This window comes from Phascolarctobacterium succinatutens, from assembly GCF_958453765.1.
GTDB classification, from domain to species: domain Bacteria; phylum Bacillota; class Negativicutes; order Acidaminococcales; family Acidaminococcaceae; genus Phascolarctobacterium_A; species Phascolarctobacterium_A succinatutens_B.
Genome location: NZ_CAUDZA010000013.1, coordinates 42,104 through 57,564 on the forward strand (window position 1 = coordinate 42,104; position 15,461 = coordinate 57,564).

The window sequence follows — 15,461 nt, forward strand, 5'->3', positions numbered from 1 at the left end:
TTGCTTTTGGTTGTTCCTTAACTTTGCTTACATTGTACAGGCATATTATGACTTTTTTATGTTTTTTGACTTAATTTAAGCTGAAAAATATCTTTTTTTGCGTCATACTTTTAACACACATAGACGTTAAAATGTAATATAATGAAAGAAAGGTGACATAAGGAGGCTTTGCGATGAAAAAGATACTTATCGCTGATGATAATAAACAGATTACGACAATTTTATCCGGCTATGCCAAAAAGGAAGGCTTTGAGCCGGTTATTGCGTTGGACGGAGCAGAGGCACTGGATAAATATCTGCAGTATGAAAATGAAATTGCTGTCGTGCTGCTGGATGTAATGATGCCGGAAATAGATGGCTTTGAGGTTTGCCGCCGTCTGCGCAAGGAATCCATGGTGCCAATTATTATGATAACGGCGCGTGGTGAGGATTATGATAAGATTATGGGTTTGGATATCGGTGCGGACGATTATGTGATTAAGCCGTTCAGCGCACCGGAGGTGATGGCCCGCGTGCGCGCTGTTCTGCGCCGCCTGGGAGCGCAGGAGCCGGCGAATGCTCAGACACTGGCTTACGCAAATCTGTATATTAATTTGGAAAAGTATATGGTGCAGATTAACGGCGAAGAGGTGCCGTTGACGAAAAAGGAAATCGAGCTTTTGTGGACGCTGGCCAAAAATTCCACGAAGGTGTTCAGCCGCGATAATCTGCTGGACAGCATCTGGGGCTATGATTATTTCGGTGACAGCCGTACGGTTGATTCGCATATCAAGCGCCTGCGGGCCAAGCTGGATAAGTACGAGCATCAGCTATGGGAAATCAAAACTATCTGGGGCGTAGGCTACCGCTTTGAGGGACACAAGGATGAATAATAAGATTGCTTTAAAGCTGACGCTGTATTTTTCGGCAGTACTGCTTGTATTTGCGCTGATTATCGGCGGTGTCTTTTACCAGTTCTTTAAGCAGCAGACGGTTGAAATCAAGGAAAAGGAAATGCGTCTGCGCGCGGAAAAGATTGCGGAAGTGCTTGGTGATAATATGGCGCGGATGGAAAGCCGCCATGGTGACGGTATTGCCAACAGCAAATTTATCAGCTATCTGGATAATGTGACGCAGGAAATAGTCTGGGTGGTGGATAGCAACCGTCAACTGAGTATCAATAAGGACAGGGTGCAGCGTCAGCGCAGAGAGGTGCAGAAGCATCATGAGCATAGCGGTTTTGGCCTTTTCAAACGTCAGATGCCGCCGATTTCTTGGAAGGAACCGCCTAAGACTCCTAAGGAGGCCTACGAAAGACTGCCGGTTCAGGTTAAGGAAAAGGTTGAGGAGGGTTTTAACGGCAAAGAGTTTATTATCGAAGAATATAACCCGATGCTTGACGGCATTATGCTGATTGTCGGCAGACCGATTTATGACAGCCAAGGGCAGGTAAAGGCTGTGCTTTTGCTGCATTCTCCTGTAGCAGGCCTGCAAGACGCTATCTGGTCAGGTCTGCGTATTCTGCTTATCAGTCTGCTGGTGGCGATGGTTTTGGGTATGCTGCTTTCGGTAGTGCTCAGCTGGCGTTTTACCGGAACGATTGAGAAGATGAAAAATATTGCCGAGCGCTTGGCGGAACGTGATTACACCGCCCGCACCGACATTAAGCAGAATGACGAAATCGGCGAGCTGGCGCGTACGCTGGATATTCTGGCGGAACGTCTGGAGCTGGCAGATGCCGAAAGCCAAAAGCTGGAAAAGCTGCGCCGCGAGTTTATTGCCAACATTTCGCACGAGCTGCGTACGCCTGTGACGGTTATCCGCGGCAGCTTGGAGGCCTTGCGTGATGGTGTGGTTACGGAAAAGGCCGATGTTGAGGAATTTCATGAGCAGATGTATAAGGAAAGCCTGTTTTTGCAACGTCTGATAAATGACCTGCTGGATTTATCACGTTTGCAGAATACAGATTTTCCGATTGAAAAGGCTCCATTGAACTTTGTCGATGTTATGCATGACGCAGTGCGCAGCGGCAGGCAGCTCGGTGCTGATAAAAAGCTGCAGATTACAGGCAGTGCGGATAAGGATATTTACATGCTGAACGGTGATTACGGACGCCTGCGTCAGATGCTGATGATCTTTTTGCATAACAGCATCAAGTTTTCGCCCGAGGGCAGTAAAATTAAGCTGGAGCTGACCGGTAACAGGCTGAAGCTGATTGATCATGGCTGCGGTATTAAGGAAGAGGACATTCCGCATGCCTTCGACCGTTTTTATAAGGCGCGCAATGAGCATAATAAGAGCGGCAGCGGCCTGGGACTGGCGATTGCCAAGCAGATTGCCCAACGTCATGATATGCAGCTTCAGCTGCAGAGCAAGCTGGGCGAGGGTACGACAATAATTATTACTCTGCCGCCTGAGCTGAAGGAAAAGGAGTATGCAGATGAATAAGATGAATTACGGCTGTGAGGGATTATGCGTTGTTATCAGCGGGGGCACGTCAGGTATCGGCCTGGCGGCGGCGTTGCGCTTTTTGGCAGACGGTGCGCGTGTATATATTTTGGGACGTTCCGAGGAGCGTGGTGCGCAGGCATTGTGTTATCTGGATGAACAGACAGGAAAGCAGGCAGTGTATATTTCCTGTGATGTAACGAAGCAGGCTGAATGCAAGGCTGCAGTGGCGAAGATTGCCGAGCAGGAAGCTAAGCCTGACTGGCAACTGGATATTTTGGTCAACAGCGCCGGCTTTTACCGCGAGCAGCGTCTGGAGCAGCTTACTGAAGCTGATTTTGATGCGATGATGAATGTCAATGTTAAGGGTATGATGTTTTTGACGCAGGCAGCATTGCCTTATCTGCGCAGTAAAAGCAGCGTGGTGAATATTGCCTCCGATGCTGCTGTCAGCGGCAATTACGGCTGTGCGCTTTATTGTGCGACTAAAGGTGCGGTGGTGGCGTTTACCAGAGCGCTGGCGCTGGATTTGGCACCGTCGGTGCGCGTAAACTGCGTTTGCCCGGCAGATGTGGATACGCCGCTTCTGGCGCGGCAGCTTGCTGACGCGAACGGCGGTTATACACTGGCAGATGTGGCTGCAGCCTATCCGCTGCAGCGGATTGCCGCAGCGGGTGAAATTGCTCATGTAATCTGCAGCCTGGCAGCTCCTGCCAACAGCTTTATGACGGGCAGTATCGTAACTGTCGACGGCGGTCTGACAGCCGGATAAATAATATATAGCAGTAAAACAGGTAAAGAAAGTTTTCTTTGCCTGTTTTTTGATATACGCAAACGTATATAAGTGATATAATTAATGTATTAAAGTATAAAAAATACGGGAGGGTATTTTTATGGATAAAATGCAGCCAATCGGAGTACTTGATTCGGGAGTCGGCGGTCTGTCGGTTTTGAAATGCCTGCATCAGATGCTGCCGCACGAGGATTTTATTTATGTGGGTGATACTGCGCGTACGCCTTACGGCACCCGTACTGAAAAAGAAATCCGCGGCTTTGTGGGAGAAATAATCGATTGGCTGACAGCCAAAAACGTTAAGCAGGTAGTTATAGCCTGCAATACGCTGACGATGCTCGGTGTAGACAGTCTGCGGGGGACGCATCCGTTCAGGGTTGTCGGTATGTCCAAGGGGGCGCAGCAGCTGCTTTCGGCAAGTCCTCATAAAAAAATCGGCGTGCTGGCAACGCAGTTTACTATTTCCAGCGGTTTGCATAAAAAAGCTATTCTTGCTGCAGACCCGCAAGCGCAGGTTTATCCGGTGGCTTGCCCGAAGTTTGTGCCGCTGATTGAGGGCGAACAGTTTGACAGCCCGGAGCTGCAGCAGGCTATCGCCGAGTATACCGAGCCTTTTAAAAAAGCGGGCGTTGAAGCAGTGATTTTGTCCTGTACGCATTATCCTTTTATCAAAGAACAAATAGAAGCAGATTTAGGACCGAAGGTAAAGGTGCTTGACCCGGCGGCTGCCACCAGTGCCGACGCTATTGTAGCACTTAAGGAGGAAGGCCTGCTGCGTACAGAAGGCAAGGGACGTCTGCAGGTTTGCTGCACAGCTGATCTGGCAAGAGTTGAGCGCTTGGCCGGCAGAATGTTGCCTGTAGACGAGTGCGATTTTTCTTTAATCGATTTAAAGAAGAATTGATTGCATAACTTTTATTCCTTTCAAAAAAGAAGCAGGAATTTTCTTTTTAATGTCTAATTTATAGTAATTAAGAGCGAGAAAAGGATTGCTTTTTTGGTGGCTTGCTATGAGAGCTGCCTAACAGGTGTTTATGTTACTAAATGCCGGTTTCATGATACTGTGAAAGCGTTATTTATATTTTCGCAGCTATGTCATCTGTATTGACGGATGACTGGTTACGCAAATGCTATTATATTCAAAAATAATATAAAGAAAGGTGGTAGCTGTGGAAAAGCAGGGAGTATTAAACGATAAAAAAATTGTAGGCTCGCCTATGGTGCATATGACATGTCTTGCTCTGGTGCTGTTTGCATTCTGGATGGTTTTGTCAGGCAGAACAGAAACAAAATTTGTCATATACGGTATCCTCACAGCTGTAGTGACGACTTGGGTTACATACCCGCTTCTGCTGGTTCCGAATAAGGACGGCAGTAAAAAGTATTATGTTTTCGGTTTTTCAATTCCGAAAATGATTATGTACTTTTTCTGGCTGATGTGGCAACTGGTGCTCGCCAATATTGACGTGCTGCTGGCAACTACAGGTCAGGAGCTGAACATTGATCCTAAGGTTGTCCGCTTCCGCTTCAAGGCCGATAATCCGATGGCATCTGTTATTTTGGCGAACTCAATTACGCTGACACCCGGTACGGTAACAATGAATGTTACCGACGACGGTGTGTATGAGATTCATGCACTGACCGTTGGTGCGGCTGCAGGTGTGCTCGACGGCGGCATGCAGAAAAAGGTTGCTGATTTATACGGCGAAAAATTTGATTTTGCAGTAGTAGAGAGTGAGGAATGATTATGCAGATTATATTTTATATTATGATGGTAGCCATTCTTCTGATCATTGGTACGATGCTGCAGCGCTTGTTCAACGGGCCGACAATTTTTGACAGAATGAACGCCTTGGGCGTTATCGGTGCCGATACAATCTTATTATTGGTGCTTTTCGGCTATATTGACAAACGTCCGGATATGTATGTTGATATAGCGATTTCTTATGCAATTTTAGGCTTTATCGGCTCGCTGATTGTAGCTAAATTTATAGGAGGTAAAAGGATATGATTGAGCAATTCGGTTTTACCTCCCTGCGCGAAGTTATCGCTGCACTGTTCCTGCTAAGCGGTCTGGTATTCTTCGTCGGCTCAGCTATCGGTATGCTGCGCCTGCCGGATTTTTATTCCAGAATTCATGCCTCCGGTAACAGTGAAACTCTTGGCTGTACGCTTTCCTTTATCGGTCTGATGATTTATGAAGGACCTACACTGACAGCGGCAAAGATGGCTTTTGTATTTTTACTTGTTTTTATGGCGAATCCGATCGGCTCGCATATTCTGAGCAAGGCAGCCTATAAATCCGGACATCCTGTCTGGACACTGCAAAGCAAGGGCGCCAAAAAGCTTGTCGGTCTGGAAAAGGCTGACCACAGTGCTGACGAGCCTGTCGGTCATATCCGCAAGAAGACTGTAAAAACAAATCGTAATCAGGTACATAAATATCATAAGAAGAAAGGAGATAAATAAAATGGAGATTTATACTATTGAAGCTCTTTTACTTGTCTTCCTGATTCTCATTACCTGTGCAGTTATTTTCTGCAAGGATATTTTAAGTGCTGCGATTATCTACAGTGCGTTCAGCTTCTGTGCTGTGCTGCTGTATCTGATGATGGGCTCCCCCGACGTAGCCTTTACGGAGGCTGTTATCGGTACGATTTCTACCATCTTCTTCGTAGCGTCGTTGAAAAAAATTGATAGGTGGTGTAAATAATGCGTGGATTAGTTGCTGTTATCCTGGCGATTATGACAGGCATGTTTTGCTCTGTCGTAACCTACCTGCCCGAAATTGGTGACGCGAACACTGCGCCTAACCAGCATGTTACTCCGACCTATATCTCCCGTAGTGCGGAGGATACAGGCTCGCCCAATATCGTAACGGGCGTCATCATCGACTATCGTGGCTTCGATACTATGTGGGAAACCTCGGTAATGTTCCTCGCCGGTCTGACAACGGTGCTGGTGCTGACCAGCAATCCGCTAGGACGCAGACCTGAGGAAGAGCCGGAGGATCCGGAGGAAGGAGAGATTATCAAATGAAAGAACCATTTGGCGGTCTTATCCTGAATGTGGCCTTCAGAATGTTGGTGCCGTTCACGATTACCTACGGCATTTACGTTCTCTGCCTGGGTGAGTTTTCTCCGGGCGGCGGCTTCCAGGCAGGCGCATTGCTTTCTGTAGGCGTGCTGCTTGCACGTCTTATCCTGGGCTTTGATACAAAGTTCAATGTCTTAGGCAAAACCTCTGTTGTCCTTGCCGGCGTGGGCACCTTCCTGTATGCTTTTACCGGTTGGTTGACATTGTTCGGCGGCGCAGACTTTTTCCTGAACTACAATTATATGCCGATTCATATGGAGCCGCAGCATGAAATGCATGCTATGGGCATTTTCCTTATTGAAATCGGTGTTGCCATCTGCGTAATGATGACAATTATTAATCTGCTTGATGCAATCGTGAAAAGGGGTGACGAAGATGGAAGTGCTCAATGAGTTTTTGAAAACAAAAGGCATTTATTCCCTGGTCATGATTCTTTTCTTCCTGGGTGTGTATGGCATGGTCCTCAGCAAAAACTATATGAAGAAGCTGATGGCGATGAACGTTATGCAGGTTGCCGTAATCTATTTTTATCTGTGTTTTGCACAGAAGGATGGCGCAATGATTCCTATCCAAAACGGCCTGACAACAGATCCTAATGCTTACATTAACCCTCTGCCGCATGGCCTGATGCTGACAGCAATCGTTGTAAGCCTTGGTACTACAGGCGTAGCAATTGCACTCCTCATGCGTATTAAAGAAATCTACGGTTCTGTTGAAGAAGTAGAGGTATTGAGGAGGGCTAGTAAATGACACAACATGCTCCCGTCCTAATTGTACTTTTACCTCTGACAGCATCGTTGCTGTGTATGTTATTTTCCCGTATCAGTAAAAATTTAGGCTCCTGGATAGTTATGGCTTCTATCGCCGGTGCTTTTGCCAATGCCTGCATCGTACTGCAAAGAGTGTTGGAATCCGGCGGCAAAACCTGGCATTACTGGATGGGTGGCTGGGAACCGCCAATCGGTATTGAATTTGCTCTTGACCCCTTAAACAGTATTCTGGCTGTTGTGGTAACATTTATTTCCCTGATGGTTTCGCTTTACAGCCGTCCGTTCGTCAAGGATGAGGATTGGCTGCATGTAGGCGGCTATTATACACTGTTCGGTTTGTTAACGGTTGGTCTTTCCGGTATGATTATCACCGGTGACGTTTTTAACCTCTATGTATATCTGGAGATTATGTCACTGTCCGGTTACGGCCTGATTGCCCTCGGCGGCAGAAAATCCATGCTGGCAGCCTTCCGTTACCTGTTAATCGGTACCATCGGTGCTTCTCTGTATCTGCTCGGTGTCGGTTATCTGTACGCTATGACCGGTACTCTGAACATGGCTGACCTTGCTGCACGCGTAGTGCCGCACCTGAATTCGCCGCTGTTTGCGATTGCTGTAGCCTGCTTTATCATCGGCTTCGGTATCAAGATGGCGCTGTTCCCGCTGCATGGCTGGCAGCCTGATGCCTACACCTTCGCTCATCCGGGCGCTGCTGCTTTTATTGCAGGCTGCATGAGTAAGGCTCCGGCATATGCTTTAATTCGTTTTGTATATTATATCTTTAAGGTTGATAACCCTGTAGTTCAGAGTGCGCTCAACGTTTTGGGCATTCTCGGTGTAGCAGGTATTCTTATCGGTTCTATTATGGCGATGGCTCAGTATGACTTCCGCCGTATGCTGGCATATTCCTCTGTGGCACAGATCGGTTATATCGCTATCGGTCTGGCAATGGGCAATATGTACGGCTTCATCGGCGCTGTACTGCACGCTATCAACCATGCTTTTATGAAGAGCAGCCTCTTCCTGGTTATCGGCGGTATTGAGTATCGCTTCGGTGAGGTCAATCTGTACCGCTTAGGCGGCATGAACAAAAAGATGACTATCAGTACGATTACCGTGCTGCTGGCTTCTTTGTCTATGATCGGTCTGCCTCCGACTTGCGGCTTCTTCAGTAAATGGTATCTTATGCTTGGTGCCTACACCGGCGCGCAGTACTTCTACATCGCTGTACTTGTTATCAGCTCTCTGCTGAATGCAATTTATTTCTTCCGTATTATTGAGCAGATGTTTATACAGCGTGAAGCTTCACTGACTGAGGTACATCCGCATAAGGGCAAGCTGGGCTTACCGCTTTCCATGGTTATCCCGATTCTCGTCGGCGGTATCATGATTCTGGTACTTGGCTTCTACAGTGTTGACATCGTTACCGATGTTGTTAAGTTAGGGTTGCCGGAGGTGTTTCTGAGATGACTATTATAGATTGCAGACCATTTCTGGCGGTTGGTGTATCTTTTATAGCTGCTGTACTTATCGCGTTCAGCAGACGCTGGCCTAACCTGCGTGAAACCTGGAGCGTTATCGCTTCCGTACTTAAATTCGGTATCATTCTGTCGATGTTGCCCGCTGTTCTCGATGGCAATCAGTATCAGTGGACGCTGTGCCAGATTACCGATACCGTGGGACTGACGCTGCGTACCGATCCGGCCGGCATGATTTTTGCGGTGCTCGCTTCGATGCTGTGGGTACCGATGAACTTCTATTCCATAGGCTATATGCGCTGCAATAACGAAAGCGAGCAGACCGGTTATTTTGCCGCTTTTGCTATCTGCATGAGTGCCGTAATGGGCATTGCGATGGCCGAAAACCTGTTGACCTTCTTCATCTTTTACGAGCTGCTGACTCTGGCAAGCTATCCGTTGGTACTGCATAAGCGTAACCAGGAAGCTTTGATGGCCAGCCGTAAGTATTTGATTTATACCTTGATTTCCGGTCAGCTTTTCCTGGCCGGCGTTATCGCCGTTTACTGCATCAGCGGTACGATGGACTTTACTCCCGGCGGCTTCCTGACTACGGACATGGCTCCGAGATGGGTGCTACAGGCTATCTTCGTACTGATGATTTTGGCAGGCTCCGTAAAGGCTGCTGTTATGCCGCTGCATGGCTGGCTGCCGGCAGCAATGATTGCGCCGACTCCGGTATCTGCATTACTGCATGCCGTTGCCGTTGTTAAAACCGGTGTTTTTGCCGTACTGCGTATCATCGGCTTCGTCTTTGGCCCGAAGCTGCTGGCGGAAATCGGTGTCGTTGATGTATTGGCGTGGGCTGCTGCGGCGAGCATTATTATTTCCTCGCTTATCGCTCTGCGTCAGGATCATCTGAAACGTCGTCTGGCGTTCTCCACTATCGGCCAGCTTTCCTACATCGTGTTAGGTGCTGCGCTTATTTCTCCGCTGAGCATCAAGGGTGCTTACCTGCATCTGGTAGCTCATGCTGTTATGAAGATTACCCTCTTTATGTGCGCTGGTCTGATTATCGCGCGTACACACAGAAACAATATCAGTGAGCTGTATGGCATAGGCAAGAAGCTGCCGGTAACAATGGCCTGCTTCACGATTGCTTCTCTTGGTATCGCCGGTACGCCGTTCCTCGTTGGCTTTGTCAGCAAATGGAATCTGGCACTTGGCGCTTTGCAGGCAGGCAAGCCTCTGTACATTCTCGTCTGGGTTGCCAGTGCGCTTCTGGCTGCCGGCTATCTGATGCCTGTTGTACAGATGGCATACTTCCGCAAGGATCCGCAGGAGGAGTTCCGTGAATATGGCGATATCAGCTACTCGATGCTGATACCTATCTGCGTTACAACTATTATCGCTGTTGTCCTCGGTATCGTGCCGGATATTTATCCGCACTTCTATGAGCTGGCAACAATGGCCTCCAACGCTATTTGCGCAGGCTGGAACGGAGGTTGGATGTAATGAGCAAGAAAACTGTTTACATGATAGCTGCTGCCGTGCTCGTGCTTTCCGCAATCGGAGAGCTTTGCAGTGTACATCTGCACAGTCCTGCGTGGTGGCCGCTGCCGTTTGGCTATGATATTTTCTTCGGCTTTTTCGGTTGCTGGCTGCTGATTATTCTGGCAAAAATTATCATGACGCCGCTGCTGCAGCGTGATGAAACCTACTATGATGATCCTAAGGGAGGTGAGGACGATGAGTAATCTGCTTCATCCCGGTCTGATCCTCATTGCCGTGGGCGTTCTTGCGGTACTTGTGCCGAAAATGCTGCGTAAGTTTATTTTGGCTATAGGTCCGTTCTTTGCCCTCTTTGCTGCACTTTCTATGCCGGTTGGCACAGATTTGAGCATTGAGTTTTTTGGTACAGGCTATCACTTGGGTTACATGTTTGTAGATAAGCTCAGCTATGTATTCTGCATGATTTTTGCGCTGATGGCTTGCATCGGCGGCATTTATTCCTGTCATAACGAGAACCGCATGGAAGCATTTTGCTCCATGTCCTACGCCGGCTGCGCTCTTGGTGTAACCTTGGCTAAGGATTGGCTGACACTGATTTTCTTCTGGGAAGCACTTGCCGTAACCTCTCTGTTCTTGATCTGGTGCCGCAATACTCCTCAGTCCCGTCGCGCAGGCCTGCGTTATCTTTTGGTGCACATGCTCGGCGGCAATCTGCTGCTGCTCGGTATCTTCCTGAAGGTTGGCAGCGGTGATTCTCTGATTGCTAATCTGTCTAAGGCTCCGCATGACCTTGCTTTCTGGGCAATTTTAATCGGTGTTGCTGTCAATGCGGCAATTCCGCCGGTTAATGCCTGGCTGGTTGATGCTTATCCCGAAGGCACGATTACAGGCAGCGTATTCTTAAGCTCCTTTACTACGAAGGTCGCTGTTTACGCTTTAATCCGTATCTTTGCCGGAACAGATTTCCTGATGGGCTTTGGCTGCTTCATGGCGCTTTACGGTGCTGCCTATGCGATTATGGAAAACGATATGCGCCGTCTGCTCGGTTACCATATTATCAGCCAGGTCGGCTTCATGGTTGCCGGTGTAGGCGTCGGCACGGCGATGGCACTGAATGGTGCTGCGGCCCATGCCTTCTCGCACATCCTGTATAAATCCCTGCTTTTCATGTGTGCCGGTGCTATTATCTATGCAACCGGTATCCGCAAGATTAACCAGCTCAGCGGTATGGCGAAAAAGATGCCGTTCGTGGCTGTATGCTTCTTCGTAGCGGCGTTCTCCATTTCCGGTGTACCGTTCTTCAACGGCTTCATCAGCAAAACGATTACGATTGCCGCTGCATCCGCTGCCGGTTATGATTGGGTATATACACTGCTTGAGCTTGCTAGCATAGGTACCTTCCTGTCCATTACCTTGAAGATGGGTTACTTCATCTTCCTGCGTGATGCCGACAAGAATGTAGAAATTAAAAATCCTCTGCCGAAGAATATGTATCTCGGCATGGGCTTCGGCGCAGCGCTCTGCTTCCTGTACGGCGTATATCCGGACTTGCTGTATCGTTATCTGCCGTTCGGTTATCCCGATTATCAGCCGTTCACTGCAGCACATATGCTGAGCTACGTAGAAATTCTTGTCGTAACAATGGTGCCGTTTATGATGTTCCTGCCGCGTATGGAGCCTCATACAGCACTCAGCATCGATACAGACTGGTTCTACCGTAAGCCGATTGATTTTGTCATCGTCCGCATCAGCATGCTGCTGTGTGCAATCAGCGGCGGCCTAGGCAGTGCTTGGGGCGTACTGTACGAAAAGTTTATGGACCTTACGAGCAATCCGATGGATTTCCTCGATGCCAAACCGTTCCGTAAACGCACGCATTATAACCCGGAAAACTACCGTACATCTATCGCTGACCCGATGATGATTACCTTAACGGTGCTGGTAAGCAGCATTGCTTACTTCATTGCAACATTATAAAATGCTTTTAAGAGCTGTCGCACGCAGGTGCGGCAGCTCTTTTATGTAGTTTTTTAAAGTATAATTTATTTGTCTTGTAAATATTCTTATCAGGTGTTATATTATTGATAATCATCATATATGAAAGAGGTTATCGGTATGCTTAAGGGTATATTTTTAATTATAGGTGCTGCAACCTGCTGGGGCATGGGCGGCGTAGCAGGACAGTATTTGTATCAGTATCACGATGCGGATATGGTCTGGCTTTGTATGGTACGTCAGATTCTGGCAGGCTGTATGTTCCTGCTTTTTGCGGCAACGGTGCAAAAGCAAAATATCTTTACAATTATCAAGGATAAGCCTCTGGATATTATCGAGTTTTCGTTTTTAGCTATTTTAGGTGCGCAGCTGGGCTTTTATTATACAATCAGCCTGTGCAACGCTGCGACTGCGACGGTTTTGCAGTATATGGCACCGGTCTACGTTATGCTGTGGATGAGCTATAAGTCCCGTAAAATGCCAGATGGACGCGAGCTGATAGGTATTGTCGGTGCACTTGTAGGCGTATTTCTTATCGCAACGCACGGCAGTCTGGACAGCCTGGCAATTTCGCCTTTGGCATTGACAATCGGCACACTGTCTGCAATTTCATATGCATATTACAGCATTAAGCCCGGAGAAATGCTCAAAAAATATACTGCGGCAACGCTTATCGGCTGGGGCCAGCTTATCAGCGGCGTGGCATTGATTATCTGGCGTAATCCCTTTACGCCTGCAGGTCATTGGGATATGAGCGGTTATTTGGCTTTTGCGTATCTGCTGTTGGGTGCGACTATTGCGAGCTATGCATTTTATCTGGCAGGTTTGAAAATTGTCGGCCCTACCAAGGCGAGCCTGATTTCCTGCGCCGAGCCTTTGGCTTCTATTATCTCCGTAGTTTTGCTGCTGAACACAAAATTGGCAATGGCTGATTATATTGGTATGGCGTGCATTATTTTTACGGTTTTATTACTTTCACTGCCAAAAAAATAAACATTTTTCATAGCAGATATGATAGAATAGAATTAAGTAAAATAGCTTAAGCTAAGCAGGAGGAGGTACGGAGATGACTGATTATAAGTACAAATATGGTCATGGCTACAAGGAGTTTTCTCTGCCGGAGAAGCATGTTCTGGGCGAACTGAAAATGAAGCAGATGCCGCCGTTGGAGAATTTAAAAGCAGCTGTTCTGGATGCTTTGTATCATCCTATCGCCAGCGCACCGATTGATGAGCTGGTGCAGCCCGGAATGAAAATTGCCTTTATCTGTAACGATTCAACACGTGTTGCCAACACGCATTCCTTTATGCCCATTTTGGTTAACGAAATGAATAAACTGGGCGTTAAGGATGAGGATATGCATATTGTTTTTGCTTTGGGTACACATCGCTGCATGAGCCACGAGGAAATGGTGGAGCAGGTTGGCGAGGATGTTGCCAAACGTCTGAAAATGTATAACAGTGACTGTCATGTGCAGGACGACTTTGAGTATTTCGGCGAAACAGAGCATGGTACTCCTGTATGGCTCAATAAGCATGTTTGCGATGCTGACCTGGTTATTTTGACTGGTACCGTTGTTTATCACTTCTTCAGCGGCTTTGGCGGCGGACGCAAGGCTGTGCTGCCCGGTGTTGCCGCTATGGAAACAGTTCGCAAGAACCATAGCCTTATGATGAGTCCGGAGGCAAAATTAGGCAAGCTGCATGGCAATCCTGTATACGATGATCAGGTAGAGGGCGTGCGTCTTTTTGCCAAGGAGCATAAGATGTTCCTGTTCCATTCTATTTTGGATGCGCAAAAGCAATTTCTGAAGATTTTTGCCGGTGACTGGTATGAAGCACATCTTGAGGCCTGCAAATTTGTTGAGCAGGTTTACGGCGTACCTATTAGCGAGCCTGCGGATGTAGTTATTGCCAGCTGCGGCGGTTATCCTAAGGATATCAATATTTATCAGCTGCAAAAGACGATGGATAATGCCTGGTGTGCTGTTAAGGATGACGGCGTAATCATTATTCTCGGTGAATGCGAGGAGGGCAGCGGCAGTGCCGCTCTGGAAAAGGCATTGGAAGAAAATCCTTCTCCAGATGCTATTAAGGCGGAGCTGGAAAAGAATTTTGTCATCGGTGCGCATAAGGCTTTTGCTATCACCCGCCTGATGAAGAAGGCACATTTTATACTTGTTTCCGCTTTGGATAAAGAGCTTGCCAAAAAATTGCTGTTTGAATCTGTGGATGATGTAGATGCGGCTATGAAGCTGGCAGAAAAATATGTCGGCAAAGATTATAAGGTTTTACTGATGCCGCAGGGCAGTCTGACAGTGCCTGTGTTGAAAAAATAAAATTTTATAAAAAAATAAATGACTCTTGCCTTTTACGATGATATCATATATAATTGTAATGTTATTAGTATGTGATTAAGTAGAAGGGGAGAACGTTTGTGAAGTTAGATATTGATTATAAGGCTATAGGACTGAGGATAAAGGCCGCTCGTGCCAGAAAAGGATTAACTCAGGGAAATATAGCTAATCTAACTGGTCTGTCAACTCCGCATATCAGCAATATAGAAACCGGTAATACTAAGCTTGGCCTGCCTACAATTATTCATCTGGCTAATGTACTGGATGTTTCTGTGGACGAGCTGCTGTGTGACAACATTCATCATAGTGAGCAGATTTACTGCAATGAGCTGGCTGACCTGGTTAAGGATTGTTCCGTAGATGAACTGCATATTATTTCTGAATTAGCAAAGGTCATCAAGAAGGCCGGTATTAACAGTGCCAAGAAGGTCAGAAAGCGCCGTACTAAGGCAGAGATGGCAGCAGCTAAGGCAGCTGAAGAAGCTGCAATGCAGATGGAAATTTAATATAGCTTATGTGCTACTGTAGCTCAGCTGGTAGAGCAACTGATTCGTAATCAGTAGGTCGCAGGTTCAAATCCCGTCAGTAGCTCCATTAAAAAATCAAGCACCCATGCGGTTTTTAAGCCGTAGGGTGCTTTTTTCGTGCGAAAAAATAGGGGATTTGTCTACCTTTTTGTCTCCCTTTCTGCAAACATTGTAAAATATTGGTGCGAAAGTATGGGGAGAAAGACTAGAGCGAGACCATCGCGAGCTCTAGTTATAATATTATAGGCATGCCGCAAAAGCCTATTGTTGCTGGGTTTGCGCGTGATTAAGGTGTGCAAAAAACCGTAAAAAGTGTGCAAAAAACCGTCATCTAATTGTTGGAGGTGTGCAGAAAACCGTTAATTGATGTTTGGAGACTAAGACTATAATATAGCATCTCAAACTAATGGATAGCTAAAATTTAAGTATTCTCTAAGATTTGTGTACTAAAAAACCAGTGGAAATTTACTTGATGTAGTGACCCCAAAAAGTTAGACTTTTATTACGCAGCAGAATTTAGAATCTGTT

Annotated in this window: 18 protein-coding genes and 1 tRNA gene; all 19 read left to right on the forward strand. The window is 47.1% G+C overall.

Annotation, left to right across the window (positions count from 1 at the left end; translation table 11 throughout):
• Nucleotides 1–173: 173 nt before the first annotated feature.
• The 19 genes from Q7Q81_RS06715 (at nucleotide 174) to Q7Q81_RS06805 (ending at nucleotide 15,000) form a co-directional block, all read left to right on the forward strand.
• Nucleotides 174–872, forward strand: coding sequence for a response regulator transcription factor (locus Q7Q81_RS06715; RefSeq protein WP_304274682.1), 699 nt, complete (start codon nucleotides 174–176; stop codon nucleotides 870–872).
• On the forward strand, nucleotides 865–2,427 hold the full coding sequence (locus Q7Q81_RS06720) for a sensor histidine kinase (RefSeq protein ID WP_304274684.1): 1,563 nt from the start codon (nucleotides 865–867) through the stop codon (nucleotides 2,425–2,427). The genes Q7Q81_RS06715 and Q7Q81_RS06720 overlap by 8 nt, the downstream gene beginning before the upstream one ends.
• The gene (locus tag Q7Q81_RS06725) at nucleotides 2,420–3,199 is read left to right on the forward strand and encodes an SDR family NAD(P)-dependent oxidoreductase (RefSeq protein ID WP_304274686.1); all 780 of its coding nucleotides are present in this window, start codon (nucleotides 2,420–2,422) and stop codon (nucleotides 3,197–3,199) included. Before Q7Q81_RS06720 ends, Q7Q81_RS06725 begins: the two co-directional genes overlap by 8 nt.
• Before the next feature lie 121 nt (nucleotides 3,200–3,320).
• Nucleotides 3,321–4,124 (forward strand): glutamate racemase, encoded by an 804-nt coding sequence (gene murI / locus Q7Q81_RS06730; protein WP_304274689.1) that lies wholly within the window; start codon nucleotides 3,321–3,323, stop codon nucleotides 4,122–4,124.
• Between the two features lie 265 nt (nucleotides 4,125–4,389).
• Entirely contained in the window at nucleotides 4,390–4,965 is a 576-nt protein-coding gene (locus Q7Q81_RS06735) for a Na+/H+ antiporter subunit E (RefSeq protein WP_299824268.1), read from the forward strand.
• Between the two features lie 2 nt (nucleotides 4,966–4,967).
• On the forward strand, nucleotides 4,968–5,231 hold the full coding sequence (locus tag Q7Q81_RS06740) for a monovalent cation/H+ antiporter complex subunit F (RefSeq protein WP_021720122.1): 264 nt from the start codon (nucleotides 4,968–4,970) through the stop codon (nucleotides 5,229–5,231).
• Nucleotides 5,228–5,689 carry a monovalent cation/H(+) antiporter subunit G gene (mnhG, locus tag Q7Q81_RS06745; RefSeq protein WP_293829228.1) on the forward strand — a complete coding sequence of 154 codons (462 nt, stop codon included), beginning with the start codon at nucleotides 5,228–5,230 and terminating at the stop codon, nucleotides 5,687–5,689. Before Q7Q81_RS06740 ends, mnhG begins: the two co-directional genes overlap by 4 nt.
• A 1-nt stretch (nucleotide 5,690) precedes the next feature.
• The gene (locus tag Q7Q81_RS06750; protein ID WP_009146418.1) at nucleotides 5,691–5,933 is read left to right on the forward strand and encodes a Na(+)/H(+) antiporter subunit B; all 243 of its coding nucleotides are present in this window, start codon (nucleotides 5,691–5,693) and stop codon (nucleotides 5,931–5,933) included.
• Nucleotides 5,933–6,259 (forward strand): hydrogen gas-evolving membrane-bound hydrogenase subunit E, encoded by a 327-nt coding sequence (mbhE, locus tag Q7Q81_RS06755; protein ID WP_304274692.1) that lies wholly within the window; start codon nucleotides 5,933–5,935, stop codon nucleotides 6,257–6,259. Before Q7Q81_RS06750 ends, mbhE begins: the two co-directional genes overlap by 1 nt.
• Complete coding sequence (locus tag Q7Q81_RS06760) at nucleotides 6,256–6,708, forward strand: MnhB domain-containing protein (RefSeq protein ID WP_021720124.1); 453 nt, start codon at nucleotides 6,256–6,258, stop codon at nucleotides 6,706–6,708. Before mbhE ends, Q7Q81_RS06760 begins: the two co-directional genes overlap by 4 nt.
• Entirely contained in the window at nucleotides 6,692–7,066 is a 375-nt protein-coding gene (locus tag Q7Q81_RS06765) for a sodium:proton antiporter (RefSeq protein WP_009146421.1), read from the forward strand. The genes Q7Q81_RS06760 and Q7Q81_RS06765 overlap by 17 nt, the downstream gene beginning before the upstream one ends.
• Nucleotides 7,063–8,556: a monovalent cation/H+ antiporter subunit D family protein gene (locus Q7Q81_RS06770; RefSeq protein WP_293388420.1), complete on the forward strand. Its 1,494-nt coding sequence runs from the start codon at nucleotides 7,063–7,065 to the stop codon at nucleotides 8,554–8,556. The genes Q7Q81_RS06765 and Q7Q81_RS06770 overlap by 4 nt, the downstream gene beginning before the upstream one ends.
• Nucleotides 8,553–10,058 carry a monovalent cation/H+ antiporter subunit D family protein gene (locus Q7Q81_RS06775; RefSeq protein WP_304242407.1) on the forward strand — a complete coding sequence of 502 codons (1,506 nt, stop codon included), beginning with the start codon at nucleotides 8,553–8,555 and terminating at the stop codon, nucleotides 10,056–10,058. The genes Q7Q81_RS06770 and Q7Q81_RS06775 overlap by 4 nt, the downstream gene beginning before the upstream one ends.
• Nucleotides 10,058–10,300, forward strand: a complete 243-nt coding sequence (locus Q7Q81_RS06780) for a hypothetical protein (protein WP_304274697.1) — start codon at nucleotides 10,058–10,060, stop codon at nucleotides 10,298–10,300. Before Q7Q81_RS06775 ends, Q7Q81_RS06780 begins: the two co-directional genes overlap by 1 nt.
• Nucleotides 10,293–12,032 (forward strand): Na(+)/H(+) antiporter subunit D, encoded by a 1,740-nt coding sequence (locus Q7Q81_RS06785; RefSeq protein ID WP_304274699.1) that lies wholly within the window; start codon nucleotides 10,293–10,295, stop codon nucleotides 12,030–12,032. The genes Q7Q81_RS06780 and Q7Q81_RS06785 overlap by 8 nt, the downstream gene beginning before the upstream one ends.
• A gap of 138 nt (nucleotides 12,033–12,170) precedes the next feature.
• Nucleotides 12,171–13,043, forward strand: a complete 873-nt coding sequence (locus tag Q7Q81_RS06790) for a DMT family transporter (protein WP_304274701.1) — start codon at nucleotides 12,171–12,173, stop codon at nucleotides 13,041–13,043.
• 73 nt (nucleotides 13,044–13,116) lie between these two features.
• A complete protein-coding gene (larA, locus tag Q7Q81_RS06795; protein ID WP_304274704.1) occupies nucleotides 13,117–14,388 on the forward strand; it encodes a nickel-dependent lactate racemase in 1,272 nt (423 codons plus the stop codon).
• 98 nt (nucleotides 14,389–14,486) lie between these two features.
• Entirely contained in the window at nucleotides 14,487–14,912 is a 426-nt protein-coding gene (locus Q7Q81_RS06800; protein WP_009146428.1) for a helix-turn-helix domain-containing protein, read from the forward strand.
• 12 nt (nucleotides 14,913–14,924) lie between these two features.
• Nucleotides 14,925–15,000 (forward strand) — tRNA-Thr (locus Q7Q81_RS06805).
• Nucleotides 15,001–15,461: the final 461 nt, after the last annotated feature.